The sequence below is a fragment of the Nocardia sp. NPDC058640 genome, assembly GCF_042716995.1.
Classification (GTDB): Bacteria; Actinomycetota; Actinomycetes; order Mycobacteriales; family Mycobacteriaceae; genus Nocardia.
In genome coordinates, this window is the sequence record NZ_JBHXRG010000009.1 from 33907 (window position 1) to 47976 (window position 14070).

A 14070-nucleotide genomic window follows, 5' to 3' on the forward strand; every position below is an offset into this window, starting at 1 on the left:
GAGGGCTATCGAGTTGATGCTCGACAGGAGTTTCTACAGTTTTCTAGTAGGCAACCAAGAGTCAGGAAGAAACTCATACACTGCGCAGATATCGACCGAAATGCGGAACCGTGAACCCGATCGTGCCGCGTTCGGCCGAGTAGATCAGCCCCTTCTTGATCAGCCCGTCGCGCGCGGGCGACACCGACGCGGGCTTCCTTCCCAACTCCGCCGCGACCGCCGAGGTAGCGACCGGCGCATCGTCACCCGCCAGGTCGGCCATGGCCCGCATGTACTCGCGCTCAGCAGGCGTCGCTCGTTCGTAGCGAGACCCGAAGAAACCCACCGCCAATTCCTCCTCGGCAGCGGGAGAAGCCACCGCGACATCCTCGGCGGTGATAGGACTCTCCGGCGCCTGATCCCACGCGGCCTTGCCGTACGCCTGCACGAAATACGGGTAACCATCAGCTCTTTGGTACAGCGAGTCCAACGCCGTCTCGGTGAACTTCACGTCCTCACGCTCGGCCGGCGCGATCAACGCCAGGTCCGCCGACTCGCGATCCAACCGATCGATCCGGTGATAACTGAACAGTCGCTCGGAGTAACTCTTCGACGCCGACAGCACCGCGGGCAGATGCGGCAGACCCGCCCCGACCACGATCAACGGCGCACCGTCCTGGCTCAGCTCATGGCACGCACCGCAGATCGCCGACACATCCGCCGGGCCCAGATCCTGCATCTCGTCGATGAAGATCGCGATCCCCACACCGATGTCCGCGGCAAGCGCCGCAGCCTCTTTGAACAGTTCGATCAGGTCGATCTCGATATCGCCGGAATCCGCGCGACCGGTCACCGCGGGCACATCGATGCCGGGCTGCCAACGCTCGCGCATCCCCTTGTCCGCGGTGGCGCGCAACGCGAACGCCTTGAGAATGCCGAGGAAGTCGTCGACCTGCTCGGCATTGCGCGCCGACATCGCGATCGCGCGCACCGCCATGTGCAATGCCGACGACAACGGCCTGCGCAGATCCTGGTCGGGTCTGGCCTCGATCTTGCCGGTGCCCCAGTTCCGCGAGATCGCCGCGGAGCGAAGTTGGTTGAGCAGCACCGTCTTTCCCACGCCACGCAGGCCGGTGAGCATCACGCTGCGTTCGGGGCGGCCGCGGGCGATGCGCTCGAGCACGATGTCGAAGGCCGCGAGTTGTTTGTCGCGCCCGGCCAATTCGGGCGGACGCTGGCCTGCGCCGGGTGCATACGGATTGCGCACGGGGTCCATGCCGGATAACCGTAGCGCGTGTGCACACCAGAATCTCGGTAACTCTGGGCTGTGTCCTAGATACTGCTAGCGAACAGCAGAGAAGTCCGTGATGGCGAAGGGGAGCGATGTCCGAGCAACCGAAGTCCGCTGCCGAGATGGTGGCCGCCTGGCCGCTGCCGCAGGGCGCGCATCTGGCCGACTCGGTCCGGCGCAACCTGCAGGCCACGCTGGAGGCCACGCTCGAAGAGGGGTATGAACTGCCACCGGAAGCGCTGGCCACCCTGGCGCTGGGGCCGCTGCTGATCATGTTGGGCAGGCTCGAGATCGACCTGGCCGACGCCCGCACCCGCATCGCCGAACTCGAACGCGCCGGCACCGACCGCGATCGGTAACGCGACGCGCCGCAACGCCGATCAAATCGTTACCCGCGCCGACACGCCGGTGAAAGTGCCGCTGTTCTGGGCTTTTCCGGCTGCAGGAAAACAACTTGCGTGCTTCGCTGGACAGCGTGCATCACAGGCCGTAATCTTCCTGTGACTTAGTGGAGTCTGTCGGTTCGTCAGAGAAGCGGCGCCATTGGGTCACCGCCGAATAGTCGTCATCGCCACCGCGATTCGCGACGAAACCGGCGGGAGAGAAGCAAGATCGGAGACTCGTCTCGGTGGGTAAACACAGCTTGCAGCGGGATTCTCGACTGCCGAATTCCGTCAAGGGTGCACTCGTTCTGGGTGCGGTGGCCGCTACAACCGGTGCGATGCCCGCGCTTTCGCAGGCAGCCACGATCAACATTCCGGGTCTGGGTAACTTCGACCTGCCGCCCGAGCTCGAGCAGCCGGCCCAGCAGGTCGAGAAGCAGTTGCAGGCAATGGTCGCCCCGCAGGGCCAGGCCGCACCGCAGCTCCCCAGCGTCGAATTCGAGAACCCGTTCTCCCAGCAGCAGCAGTCCCCGGGCAACATCGCCCTCGACGCCGCCCGCGGCAAGGTCGGCGCCCAGTACAACTGGGGCGCGGCCGGTCCGGCCAGCTTCGACTGCTCCGGCCTCGTGCAGTGGGCCTACCGTCAGGCCGGTGTCGAACTGCCGCGCACCAGCTTCGAGCAGTCCCACGTGGGCGCGCCGGTGTCGTTCGACAACCTGCAGGCCGGTGACATCGTGATCACCAACGGTGGCGGCCACGTCGGCATCTACGCCGGCAACGGTCAGCTGCTCAACGCCGTGCAGTCGGGCACCCCGGTGTCCTACACCCAGCTCTCGGCTGACGACATCGTCACGGCTCGTCGTATCGTCTAAGGGGTGACCCCCGCGCAACAGCGCTCCGACACCCAAGCCCGCGTGGATGCGTGGACCTGGGCGGTGCGCCTGTTCAAAACACGCTCGGCCGCGGCAGAAGCCTGTCGCGCCGGGCATGTGCGCGTTAACGGGGTCACCGCGAAACCGGCGCTGACCATACGCCCCGGTGACGAGATCCGGGTCCGCCACGCGGGTCTGGAACGCATCGTCGTGGTCGAGCGGATCATTCACAAACGAGTCGGCCCGCCGGTCGCCGCCCAGTGCCTGATCGACCGCTCCCCGCCGCCGCCCCCGAAGGAAGTCCTCGCGCTGCTGCCGCAACGCGAGCGCGGTGCCGGTCGACCCACGAAACGTGAACGGCGCGAAACAGATCGGCTCATGGGCCGCGTCGAGTAAGCCTGGATTATCGCCACCGCCACCCGCCTCACCTGGCCAGGTGGTAGGGGTCTGGGCGATCGCCTACGGTGGCACCTATGGGTGAGCGAACGACGATGTTATCGACGGTTCTTGCCTGTCTCGTCGCCGTCGTAGCCACCGGTCCGCGCCTGCTGCGCCCACGCACCGCCGACGCCACCTTCCTCGACACCCTCGACTGCGCCCCGATCCCGCCCGCGCACACCACCGTCGGCCTCACCGCACTGGTCCAAGCGCACCTGTCCGCCCCCACCGCCATCGTCGCCGAGGGCGTGCGCACTCTGCGATCGACCCCGCTGACCATGTCGGCCTTCCTGATCCGCCACCCCGAGGCCACCTTCCTGGTCGACCCGGCGGTCTGCGCGGGCGTGCACCAGCGAGTACTGCCCGAACTCCCGTTCCCGGTGCCACTGCTGGTCGCCCCCGACAACCCGGTCCACGGCCTGAGCGAAGTGCTGGCCGCGCACGACCTCACCGGCAACGACATCGACTTCGTCCTCCCCACCCACCTGCACTGGGACCACGTCGCGGGCCTGTACGAACTGCCCGGCCTGGTCCCGATCCGCGTGCCCGCCGCCGAATACCGCTGGGCCATGACCGGCGCGCACGCCCCGCTCGGCGTGGCCCGTGGCCCCCTGCGCGGCCGCGCCTTCGACCTCTACGAACTCGACGGCCCGCCCGTGCTCACCTTCCCCCGCAGCCACGACCTGTTCGGCGACGGCTCCGTCCAGATCGTCGACCTGGCCGGCCACACCCCCGGCAGCGTCGGCATCCTGCTCGCCGTCGACGACGGCACCCACGTCCTGCTCGCGGGCGACGCCGTGTGGAGCACCCTGCAAATCGACCTCGTGCGCGAAACCGCCCCGCTGGTCGGCGAACTGTTCGACGCCGACCGCGACAAGGCCTTCGAAACCATCCATCGCCTGCACGCGCTGCCTCCCGAGATCGAAGTAATCCCCGGTCACGACCGTGCGGCGGTGGCTGCTCGCGTGACACCTCAAATACAGTGACTTCATGCGAGTCGACGGTCGGGAGATCCCGGTAACGGGAAAGCTTCTGCAGCCGCTGATCAGACGTACCAGTGACATCGTGCGGGTCGTGCTGGCCGTGATCGCGCTGGCCGTGGTGATCGCCGGTTCCCTGATCACCCGCCCGGAATGGCTGGCGCTGGAGAGCTCGGTGGCCGAAATCGTCGGCTTCCTCAGCCAAGACCAATCGACCATGGTCTACCTGATCTACGGCATGCTCATCCTGGCGCTACCGTTCGCGATCTTCATCGAACTCCTGCTGCGCAGGCAGTGGAAGCTGCTGTTCGGCTACGCGGCGGCGGGCGCGCTTGCGGTGCTGGCCCTGTCGATCACCGGCGCCGGCATCTCCACCCCGAAATGGCACCTGCCCGTACCCGACCGCTTCGACACCTTCCTGTCGCAATTCCTCGACGACCCGCGCTGGATCGCCATGCTCGCGGCCATGCTCACCGTGTCCAGCCCCTGGCTGCCGGTAACACCGCGGCGCTGGATGTGGTTCCTGCTGTTGATGTTCGCGCCGATCCACCTGGTGGTGAGCTCGGTGGTGCCCGCGCGGGCCATGCTCGGGCTGGTGGTCGGGTGGCTGGTCGGCGCGGTGATCGTCTGGCTGGTCGGCACGCCCGCACTCGAAGTGCCCCTCGACGCCGCCGTGCGGGTGCTGGCCGGGCGCGGATACACCGTGAAATCCTTCCGGGTCGACCGACCGGCCGGGCGCGGACCGCTGCTGCTCGCCACCAAGGTCGACGGACCCGAAGACGAGATCTACGTCGAGCTGTACGGCAAGAACCAGCGCAGCTTCGGCGCCATCCGGCAGCTGTGGCGGTGGATCACCTTCCGCTCCGACGAGACCGCGCCGCTGCACGGTTCGATGCACCGGGCGGTGGAACACCGGGCGCTGATGGGCATCGCGATCGGTGACTTCGGGATGGCCGACTGTCATCAGGTCGCGGTGGCCGGGATGGCGCGCGGCTGGATGTTGTACGCGCACACCGTGCCTCGCGGAACACCGATCGCGACGCTGTCCGCGCAGGTGCTGCCGGGGGTGTGGCGAGGGCTGGTGCACCTGCACGAAAACCAGATCAGCCTCGGCGACATGCAACCGGACTATGTGCGAGTTGCCCAGGGGGACACGCTCTTCGGTGGTTTCGCCACCGCGGAATTCGGTGCCGCGCAAGCGCAAACCCAGACCGATATCGCGCAACTGTTGGTGACCACCACCTCGCTCTACGGCAAACACGAGGCCGTCTCGGCGGCGATCGAGGTATTGGGCGAAGACGAAGTCGCCTATGCCGCACGACGTTTGACGAAATCGGCGATGTCGGTCGGCATCCGAAAGTCGGTGCCGCAGTGGAAGAAGGTGATGTCCACCGCGCGCGAGGAAGTGCGCAGGCAAACCGGCCACGACCGCATCCAACCCGAACAGATCACCCGCTTCTCCCGCAACCAGATCATCCAACTCGTGCTGCTGGTCGCCCTGGTCTACGTGGCCTACCCGTTCTTCAGCCAGGTCCCGACCTTCTTCAGCCAGCTACGCACGCTGAACTGGTGGTGGGCGCTGGCGGGCCTGGCAGTATCCGGGCTGACCTACGTCGGTGCCGCCGCGGCGCTGGGTGCGTGCGCGGACGGCCTTGTTCGAATGCGCGACCTGCTGCTGGAACAGCTGGCCAACACGTTCGTGGCCACCACCACGCCCGCCGGTGTGGGCGGGTTGGCGCTGAGCGTGCGGTTCCTGCAGAAAGCGGGCATGTCGACACTGCGCGCGACGGCCGCAGTGGCCCTGCAACAGTCGATGCAGGTGATCACGCACCTGGTGCTGCTGGTGGTGTTCAGCGTGGTGGCTGGTACTTCCACCAATCTGGCCCACATCGTGCCCGATGCGACCGTGCTGTATCTGATCGCTGGCGTGGGGGTTGGGTTGATCGGCGCGTTCATGTTCGTGCCGACTCTGCGCCGGTGGGTGAATCACTCTGTGCGGCCGCAACTCAAAGAGGTTCTCGGTGAGCTGGCTGACCTGGCGAAGGATCCGAAGCGGTTTGTGATCATCGTGGGTGGTTGTGGGGCGATCACGCTTGGTCAGGCGCTGGCGTTGTGGACTGCGATCGAAGCCTTCGGTGGGGGGACGAATTTCGTCACCGTCACTATTGTCACGATGATCGGCGGGACGCTGGCCTCGGCCGCGCCGACACCGGGTGGTGTTGGTGCGGTCGAGGCTGCGTTGATCGGTGGTCTCGCGGCTTTTGGGGTTCCGGCGGAGATCGCGGTTCCTGCTGTGCTGCTCTACCGCGTCCTAACCTGTTGGATCCCAGTTGCTTTGGGGTGGCCTGTCATGCGTTGGTTGGACAAGAAGGACATGATCTGAGCTCGAGGGTACGTGATTTGAGGTAGTGGGTGATGGCTCGAGCCTCGTGGTCTGGACTGGATTTGTGTGGCAGAGCTTCGGGGTGTTGGTGGTCTGGGGGGTCTTGTTTGGCAGAGCTTCAGAGGTTGAGTGGTCCCGGGGGGTCTTGTGTGGCAGAGCTTCAGGGTTTGAGTGGTCCCGGGTTGTTTGAGGCTGTGTTTTTGGAGCGCTGGCGCGCTCGAGCGCGGCCCCTGAGGGGCCGCTACCGCCGCTTCGCGGCGGACCCTCCCTATGGGTCGGGTGTGCGGGGCTGGGAGAGTGCGGACGGCCGGATCTGTTGTGGCGCAGTGTAATTGCGGGGCAGGCTCGGAATGGGCGGATTAGCTGGCGTGCAATGCGATTGCGGGGCCGGCTTTGAAACGGGGGATCAGTTGGCGCGCAACGCAATCACAAGGCCGTCTTTCGAGCACACCGACGGGGTTGTGGTGTCTGGTTGGGAGTTGCACTGCCAGCCTTGCACCACAACGGAATCCGAGGGGGCGATCGTGGTGACGTAGGCGGTGGCTACGTTGATGGCCTCGGTGCAGCCGGGGCGGCCTGCGGTGTTGCCGATGGCGATTACGTGGCGGGTGGCGCCGCCGGCGTCGGTGACGGGGCCGCAGTTCACGTCCTCTACGTCAGGGGAGGGGGCGGGCGGGACGCTGCTGGTGGTGGTCACGGGGGGCTTGGTCGGGTCGACCGTGCGGACGGGGGTGGGTGCGGGTGGGGGTGGGGAAGCGGGGGCGGCGTCGCCGCGTAGGCCGATGGTCAGGCCGCCGTTGAAGCAGATGTGGGGGACTGCGGTGTCGGGTTGGGGCTCGCAGGTCCAGCCGTCTACTGCGGCGGCATCGCCGGTGCGGGGCACGTCCAGGTAGTCGGACACGACGTTGATGGCCTCGGTGCAGCCGGGGCGGCCCGCGTCGGAGGCGAACGCGATGACGTGGGCGGTCGCGCCGTTGCCGCCGGTGACCGGGCCGCAGTCGACATCGGTCAGCGGGGCGGGTGCGGGAGCGGGGGGATGGGTGGGGCTGGGCGGCGGCAGGGGTGCGGCCGAGCTGCCGGTGAGCTTCGCCGCGGAAGTGGTCGCGGTTGTCGTCGGTGCCGCCGTGGTGCTCGAGGCGTGCGCCGAGTGGTCTTCTTTGTCTTTGCTACAGCCGGACAGGCCTGCGATCAGGGCGAGTGCGGTAACCGCGCTCGCTGCGAGCCGAGTGGTTCTCACATTTTCCTCCGTGGATGTTTAGCTGCCCTGTTGCCTGCGTATTCAATCACGGTGTGCGCGACGCTGTCTGATCCAGATGTGCGCGTTATCGGGGGATATTTTCCCCGGTCGGGTCTCGGGCGCGACATGATCGACAGGATTGCTCACTACTTGCCGAACATCCCGTTCGGTCGGTTCCTGATGGTGAACGGCCGTGGACGTGAACCGCCCCACAGCGCGCGTAGGTGCGTGCGGGCTGGGGTTTCACCGCCTAAACTGTCTGGGACGTAGCCGATTCGTGAACCGAGAGGTGTCTTCATGGGATCCCGGACGGTGGTCGCCGACGTCGCCGATGAATTGGCGCGTCGCGTAGCCACCGGCGAATATCGGCCAGGCGATCTCATGCCGTCGGTACGCCAGGTCGCCGAGGAATTCGGCATGAACCGCGCCACCGCGCAACTCATCCTCGGCCGACTGGAGTCCTACGGATTCGTGCAGGCCCGACGCGGCAAGGGATTCACCATCCGGGACGTGCGCGTCGAGGGCGGCATGGACGTCTACCGGCACCTGTTCCGGTTCTCCATCACCGCCCCCGCCGTGGCCGCGGAGATGTTCGCCGACATCGTCGAGGTGGAACGCGGCATCGTCGGCGAGGCGCTGCTGGCCTACACCCTCGGCCCGAAGGTGCTCGATCAGGTCGAACTCACCGCCGCCGTCGATGCACTCGAGGCGATGGCCCGTCGGCCCGAACCCGACCACATCCAGATCATCGAGGCCGAGATCGCCCTGGTCCGCAAGCTGCTGGGCGTGCTCGGGATGACCATGCAACGCGCGGTGTTGAATTCGATCGCGGACATGGTCGTGGAAGTTCCCGAAGCCGTGACCGCCTATTTCGCCGTCGCCGCCGACCTGCACGTGCTCGTGTGGCGGGCGCTGCTGGCGATGTGGGACGTCGAATCCGCGCCAAGCGAAGCGCAACTGGCGCTGTTCGACGACCTGTTCACGCTGTACCACCAGAAGGTGACCGCGCGTTTCGACGAACTCGTCGGCGAGTCACCGGTGGGCACGGTCACGCGATTGAGCTCGGCGGTCTAAGAGCCGCTGTCTGAGTCGGATTTCTTCGCGGCGTCGGCCGAGGCGTGATGCCACGGCAGGTGATGCGGAAGGTTGTGTGGCATGGTTTTCAAGATCGTGCCCAACTCCGGCGTATGCGCGGTGGCCAGCCCCGACCCCACCATCACCCCGAGCGCGATCGACATCACCGACAGCAACGCCGAGACCAGCACTTCCAGGCTGCCCGCGGCACCGGAGTTGTTGTTGTGCATCACCAGATCGGAGATGCCGGTGAGACTGATTCCGCCGGGCACCAGCATCCAGAACGCGGGCAGGAACGCCACCTGCGTGGGCGGTGCGTGCTTGCGCCGTTGGATCAGATACGCGGCGTTCACCGCTACGAGCCCGCCGAGGAAAGTGCCGGTCAGCGGCCCGGACACGTGCTTGCCGAGAAACTGCGCCGCATAGGTGACATACAGGACCAGCAGCAGCCAGCCCACCGAGTTCGCCGGCGCGCTGGACCGCCACGAATGCCCGTACCCGATCAGCAGCACCCCGAGTATCGGTGCCCACCAACCCAATTGGGCGTGGCTGACCGGTACATCGGACAGGTGCCCGAGCACACTGATCCCCACATAGGAACCCAGTGCGAGCAGAAACAGCATGTTGATGCCGTAGACCACCCGGCTGGCACCGGCCACCATCGACCCGGTCGCCAACTCGATGGTGCCGTTGGTGAGCATCGCCCCCGGCAGCAGCGTCGCGACCGCCGGAATCAGCAACTGCTGTGGTTGCCCACCGGCCAGCGTGCCCGGAAACGCGAACGCGAGCACCGCGACCACCGCCGACGCGACCACCGGCAACGCCATCGACAGCAACTTCACCTTGTCGGCGAGTTGGGTCAACACGCCGACCACCAGGCCGAGCACCACATAGCCGATGAGGGCCTTTGCCCCCGGATTGAGCATCATGCCCACGCCCACGGTCAGCACCACCTGGCCGACCAGGATCAGCCACGGTGGACTGCCGGGTTTCTGGGTCAGGAGTTTGTCCAGCGACTTCGACGCCTCGCTCGGCGGCGGCGCGTCGTCCTGGATCTGGTCGATCAGTCGGTACAGGCCGGCGATCTGATCCAACGGCAGCGTGCCCACCCGCGCGTCGAGCATGTCCAGCGCGGAGCCGTCGTCGGTGTGGACCCGCACGAACACCGCGGTCGGCAGCACCATGAAGTGGATATTGTCGGTGCCGTAGCGGCGCGACAGCTTGTCCAGAATGGTCTGGACCGCCGCCGAGGTCTCCCCGGCACCCACCAGCGCCACGCCGATGCGACACAGCAGGTTCAACAGATCGGCGGGCACGGGCGGGTCGGCCGGTGGTTTGTGGTGCGTGGGCTTGGGCGGTGCCTTCTCGTATTCGGAACGGACCTTGGCGATGGCGTGAGTGACTCGGCGCCTGGCCACCTTCCAGGTCTTGCTCGCGTATTCCTCCGAAGCCATGTCACCGCCGTCCGCAACCGTTGGGCAATGCCGCGCGACGGTGGGCTCGGTACCGCCCCGCAGGTCAGATATGCCGAGTGTAGTAGCTGTTGCGCTCAGTGGGCGGACCCAGCAACCGGCGGAGTCCGGTTCCTGAGGTCCGGTACAGCGGGCGTCAGCCGTTCAACGCAGTGAGCCGGTCACACGCGGTGACGTACTCCTGCACCAGGCGGTTGATCACGTCGGAGCTGCGTTCGACCTTGTTCATCATGCCGACCACCTGGCCGACCGGGTTGAAGTTCACGTCCCGCGCCGCCTCGGGGTAACGATGCCCGCGCTTGACCCCGTCCAGCGCCACCATCATCTGCAACGGCATGGGCAGCGGGTCGGGAGTGTCGGTGGATTCCCACGCGTCGGTCCAGTCGTTGCGCAGCATGCGGCACGGCTTGCCGGTCCACGACCGCGAGCGAATCGTGTCGTGGCTGGACGCCTCGAGATACGTATCCATCTGCGCGGGAGGCACATTCGCTTCTTCGACGGTGAGCCACAGCGACCCGGTCCACGCACCCGCCGCGCCCATCGCCAACGCTGCCGCGACCTGCGCGCCGTTGCCGATACCGCCCGCGGCCAGTACCGGCATGTCGCCCACGGCCTCGATCACCTGCGGCCACAGCACCAGCGACGACACCTCACCGCAGTGCCCGCCACCCTCGGTACCCTGACACACCGCGAAGTCCAGGCCCGCGGCCTTGTGGTTCATCGCGTGCTTCACCGACCCGCACAGCGCGCCGATCACCCGCCCCGAATCCTGGATCCGCTTGACCACGTCGGCGGGCGGGGTGCCCAGCGCGTTGGCGACCAGCTTGGCCTTGGGGTGGTTCAGGATCACGTCGACCTGCGGGCCCGCGGTGGTGGAGGTCCAGCCCAGCAGCTCGTTGTGGTGCTCGCCGTCGGGCAGCGCGGGCACGTTGTGATCGGACAGGATCTGCTGGGCGAAGTCGCGATGGCCTTGCGGAACCATCTGCGCCAGTTGCTTTTCCAGCTGTTCGGGGGACAGGTCGTCGATGCCCTTGCCCTCGTACTTCGACGGGATCACCAGGTCCACGCCGTAGATCCCGGTGACGTGTTCGTCGAGCCAGGCCAGCTCCACCTCGAGTTGTTCGGCGGTGAAACCGACCGCGCCGAGCACCCCGAGCCCGCCCGCGTTGCTCACCGCCGCCACGACGTCGCGGCAGTGGGTGAAGGCGAAAAGGGGGAACTCGATGCCGAGCTGTTCGCAGAATTCGGTACGCATACCGAACTGTAACACGTTCTAGTTTGCCCTCGAAGGGGAAATTTCTACAGCGCCGCGTCCTCCATCGCGGTCAGCGAATCCTCGAGATGATCGAGCAATCGATGCAGGTCCGGCAGGGTGCGACGGCAGCCGACCAGGCCGAAATCGAGGTTGTCGCCATTGGAGGTGAGCGTGATGTTGACCGCCTGCCCGTCGAGCGGGATCGACAGCGGATAGGTGGCATCCAGTCGAGAACCGTTCCAGTACAGCGACTCCCGCGAACCCGGCACATTCGAGATCACGATGTTGAACGGCGGCGTGGCAAGCGACGCGAACCCCGGCAGCAGCATCGCCGCCAACGGACTCAACATCACCCCGGCCATCGCCAACGTCTGCGTCGGCGTGAGCGAGCGGTACACCTCTTTGTTGCGACGCGTGGACTCGCTGATCACCCGGAGTCGTTCCAGCGGATCCGCCACATCGGTACCCAGATTGCACAGCAGCGCAGCCACTTTCACGCCTTGGGTATCGACATCGTCTTCTTCGCGCAACGACATCGGCACCAGCGCGATCATCGGCTTGTCCGGTAAAGCGTTGCGCTCCAACAGATATGACCGCAACGCGCCCGCCGACATCGCCAACACCACATCGTTGACCGTGGCACCGGTGGCCTTCTTCACCTGCTTCACGCGATCCATCGACCAGCTCCGCACCGCGCATTTCCGCGCGCCGCCGATCGGCACATTGAACAGCGTGCGCGGCGCCTCGAACGGCAGGGTCAGCTGCTGCTGCAGCAGTCCGGTGCGGGTCGCCTTCATCAACGCGGTGGTCGACGAACGTGCCGACGACACGGTATCGATGATGCTGCCCAGTCGAGACTTATTGCTACCCAACGCTTCCGGGCGCTGCTTGCGCGGCAAATTCCACGGGCGCATGAAGTCGGTCGCGAACGGATCGGTGGTCAACGTGCGGCGCATGATGCGCTGCGCGGACACACCGTCGACCAGGGAGTGGTGCATCTTCGAATACAGCGCGAACCGTCCGTCGGCCAGACCTTCGACGAAATGCAGTTCCCACATCGGCCGATGCCGGTCCAACAGTCCGCTGTGCAGGGCCGACGTGTGGTCGAGCAACTGGCCGATGCGGCCCGGCGCGGGCAGGGCGCTGCGCTGCACGTGATAGTCCAGGTCGACGCTGTCGTCATGGGTCCACGCCATCTGCGGCGCCCCCAGCCACGTGGCCGGGCGCTTACTGAACGTAGGCCGAACGTCCTTGTCGGCCAACAGCGCATCGCGGAACTCGCGCAGATATTCGGGACCGGCATCCTCCGGCGGTTCGAACAGCTGCAGCGAGCCCACGTGCATCGGGTGCTCACGAGATTCCGCGAGCAGAAAAAGCGCATCCAACGGCGCGATGAAATCCATGACAGATCGCCCCCTGACGAGAGTGGGTTCGTACATGTGTGTTGTCGATCGACCACGCTGTCGGGTTCGGCACCCCTGCGTGCCGTATACCCAAGTTACCCGGCCGTACGCAGTCGCGTCACGCGAACGATCAGACCATGACCTACGACATGGTGTTCGCCCGATGTTCAATTCGCGGATCAGTGCCGGACGTTCGAGGTGATTACAAACAGCGGGCCGCGTCCACACGGGTGCGGCGACGTTTCGCCGTAGTAGGAGTTCTCGCCGTATGCACACCACTTTGCGCCGGACAGTGACCATGGTCGCCATCGCGGCCGGTCTGTTCGGATCGACCACCACGCTGACCCAGGCCCAGCCCGGCAACGGCAACTTCCCGTGCGCGCCCGGCAACAGCAACCCCGGCAACTACTGCGACGCGAAAGTCGACCAGCTGGTCGAGGTGTCGCTGGCCGACCTACACCCCACCCAGCCGTCGCTGGGCCACGACGAGGTCTTCTACAAGCTCGGCCGCTACACGCAGGGCAAGGACGCGATCAACAAGCAGTTCGACGACTGGTGTGAGGACAACGGTCAGAAGGAAGCCGCGTCGGCCAATCCCGGTGCGCGCCTGTCGGATCCGAGCTCGTTCAGCTGCAAGGTCGCCCTCGGCGCGGAGACCCCGGCCACCATCGCGAAGATGAAGACCGCCGTGGTCGGCCCGCACGGCGACCTCTACCTCACCGACGGCCACCACTCCTTCACCGCCTACACCGAAACCCCCGGCGCGGGCCCCAACACCCGCATCCGCGTGCGCATCACCGGCAACCTGTCCGACCAGAACCCCGCCGCCTTCTGGCAGACCATGCAGCAGAAGGGCTGGACCTGGCTGCGCAACGCCGCCGACCAGCCCATCACCCCGCAGCAGCTGCCCACCAAACTCGGGCTCGCGCAGTTCGGCAACGACCCCTACCGCGCCGCACTGTATTTCGCCCGCGACATCAGCTACACCCAGGACGGCGGCCCGGCATTCCAGGAGTTCTACTGGGGCCGTTGGCTGCGCGCCCAGACCGACCCGGCACTGCGCCCCGAAGGTGCCAACATCGCCGACCATGCCGCCTACCTGCAGCTGATCCGCAACATCGCCACCGCGATGGTCGCGCTCGACCCGAATGCCGTTGTGAGCGACGGGAAGACCGCGGCACAGCTGGGCAAGATGGCCGCGTTCAACGAGAAGGAATTCGCCAAGCTGGCCAAGCCGTTCAGCGATGAGAAGCCGGGCAAGTTGGCTTACATGCTCGCCTTCAAGTAGTCGTTGACGAAAAGC

The 14070-nt window shown here is 66.3% G+C and carries 12 protein-coding genes; 7 read left to right on the forward strand and 5 right to left on the reverse strand.

The genetic code is table 11. From position 1 onward, the window contains the following. Nucleotides 1–73: 73 nt before the first annotated feature. A complete protein-coding gene (locus ACFWU5_RS13615) occupies nt 74–1255 on the reverse strand; it encodes an AAA family ATPase (RefSeq protein ID WP_379245444.1) in 1182 nt (393 codons plus the stop codon). Nucleotides 1256–1362: 107 nt separating this feature from the next. Here ACFWU5_RS13615 and ACFWU5_RS13620 point away from each other — a divergent pair, with 107 nt between their 5' ends. The 5 genes from ACFWU5_RS13620 (at nt 1363) to ACFWU5_RS13640 (ending at nt 6326) form a co-directional block, all read left to right on the forward strand. Further along, entirely contained in the window at nt 1363–1629 is a 267-nt protein-coding gene (locus tag ACFWU5_RS13620; protein ID WP_379267376.1) for a hypothetical protein, read from the forward strand. Between the two features lie 362 nt (nt 1630–1991). Then, a complete protein-coding gene (locus tag ACFWU5_RS13625; RefSeq protein WP_379267377.1) occupies nt 1992–2525 on the forward strand; it encodes a C40 family peptidase in 534 nt (177 codons plus the stop codon). A gap of 3 nt (nt 2526–2528) precedes the next feature. Then, nucleotides 2529–2921, forward strand: coding sequence for an RNA-binding S4 domain-containing protein (locus ACFWU5_RS13630; protein ID WP_379267378.1), 393 nt, complete (start codon nt 2529–2531; stop codon nt 2919–2921). 77 nt (nt 2922–2998) lie between these two features. Beyond that, nucleotides 2999–3949, forward strand: a complete 951-nt coding sequence (locus tag ACFWU5_RS13635) for an MBL fold metallo-hydrolase (protein WP_379267379.1) — start codon at nt 2999–3001, stop codon at nt 3947–3949. Between the two features lie 4 nt (nt 3950–3953). After that, nucleotides 3954–6326: a YbhN family protein gene (locus tag ACFWU5_RS13640; protein ID WP_379267380.1), complete on the forward strand. Its 2373-nt coding sequence runs from the start codon at nt 3954–3956 to the stop codon at nt 6324–6326. A gap of 406 nt (nt 6327–6732) precedes the next feature. Here the strand turns inward: ACFWU5_RS13640 and ACFWU5_RS13645 are convergent, their stop codons facing one another. After that, on the reverse strand, nt 6733–7563 hold the full coding sequence (locus ACFWU5_RS13645; protein WP_379267381.1) for a hypothetical protein: 831 nt from the start codon (nt 7561–7563) through the stop codon (nt 6733–6735). A 297-nt stretch (nt 7564–7860) separates the two neighbouring features. Here ACFWU5_RS13645 and ACFWU5_RS13650 point away from each other — a divergent pair, with 297 nt between their 5' ends. Continuing rightward, nucleotides 7861–8637 (forward strand): GntR family transcriptional regulator, encoded by a 777-nt coding sequence (locus ACFWU5_RS13650; RefSeq protein WP_379267382.1) that lies wholly within the window; start codon nt 7861–7863, stop codon nt 8635–8637. Here ACFWU5_RS13650 and ACFWU5_RS13655 read toward each other — a convergent pair. The 3 genes from ACFWU5_RS13655 to ACFWU5_RS13665 form a co-directional block, all read right to left on the reverse strand. After that, nucleotides 8634–10091: a threonine/serine exporter ThrE family protein gene (locus ACFWU5_RS13655; RefSeq protein ID WP_379267383.1), complete on the reverse strand. Its 1458-nt coding sequence runs from the start codon at nt 10089–10091 to the stop codon at nt 8634–8636. The two genes, ACFWU5_RS13650 and ACFWU5_RS13655, sit on opposite strands and share 4 nt — an antisense overlap. Before the next feature lie 154 nt (nt 10092–10245). Then, entirely contained in the window at nt 10246–11364 is a 1119-nt protein-coding gene (locus tag ACFWU5_RS13660; RefSeq protein WP_379267384.1) for a nitronate monooxygenase, read from the reverse strand. A 44-nt stretch (nt 11365–11408) separates the two neighbouring features. Continuing rightward, nucleotides 11409–12767, reverse strand: a complete 1359-nt coding sequence (locus tag ACFWU5_RS13665) for a wax ester/triacylglycerol synthase family O-acyltransferase (RefSeq protein ID WP_379246740.1) — start codon at nt 12765–12767, stop codon at nt 11409–11411. A 268-nt stretch (nt 12768–13035) separates the two neighbouring features. Here ACFWU5_RS13665 and ACFWU5_RS13670 point away from each other — a divergent pair, with 268 nt between their 5' ends. Next, on the forward strand, nt 13036–14055 hold the full coding sequence (locus ACFWU5_RS13670; protein ID WP_379267385.1) for a ParB/Srx family N-terminal domain-containing protein: 1020 nt from the start codon (nt 13036–13038) through the stop codon (nt 14053–14055). The last annotated feature ends 15 nt before the right edge of the window (nt 14056–14070 follow it).

Bases quoted from the DNA above. Each gene is read 5' to 3' on its own strand.
- ACFWU5_RS13615 (WP_379245444.1), bottom strand. From the start codon at position 1,255: ATGGACCCCGTGCGCAATCCGTATGCACCCGGCGCAGGCCAGCGTCCG.
- ACFWU5_RS13620 (WP_379267376.1), top strand. From the start codon at position 1,363: ATGTCCGAGCAACCGAAGTCCGCTGCCGAGATGGTGGCCGCCTGGCCG.
- ACFWU5_RS13625 (WP_379267377.1), top strand. From the start codon at position 1,992: ATGCCCGCGCTTTCGCAGGCAGCCACGATCAACATTCCGGGTCTGGGT.
- ACFWU5_RS13635 (WP_379267379.1), top strand. From the start codon at position 2,999: ATGGGTGAGCGAACGACGATGTTATCGACGGTTCTTGCCTGTCTCGTC.
- ACFWU5_RS13640 (WP_379267380.1), top strand. From the start codon at position 3,954: ATGCGAGTCGACGGTCGGGAGATCCCGGTAACGGGAAAGCTTCTGCAG.
- ACFWU5_RS13650 (WP_379267382.1), top strand. From the start codon at position 7,861: ATGGGATCCCGGACGGTGGTCGCCGACGTCGCCGATGAATTGGCGCGT.
- ACFWU5_RS13655 (WP_379267383.1), bottom strand. From the start codon at position 10,091: ATGGCTTCGGAGGAATACGCGAGCAAGACCTGGAAGGTGGCCAGGCGC.
- ACFWU5_RS13660 (WP_379267384.1), bottom strand. From the start codon at position 11,364: ATGCGTACCGAATTCTGCGAACAGCTCGGCATCGAGTTCCCCCTTTTC.
- ACFWU5_RS13665 (WP_379246740.1), bottom strand. From the start codon at position 12,767: ATGGATTTCATCGCGCCGTTGGATGCGCTTTTTCTGCTCGCGGAATCT.
- ACFWU5_RS13670 (WP_379267385.1), top strand. From the start codon at position 13,036: ATGCACACCACTTTGCGCCGGACAGTGACCATGGTCGCCATCGCGGCC.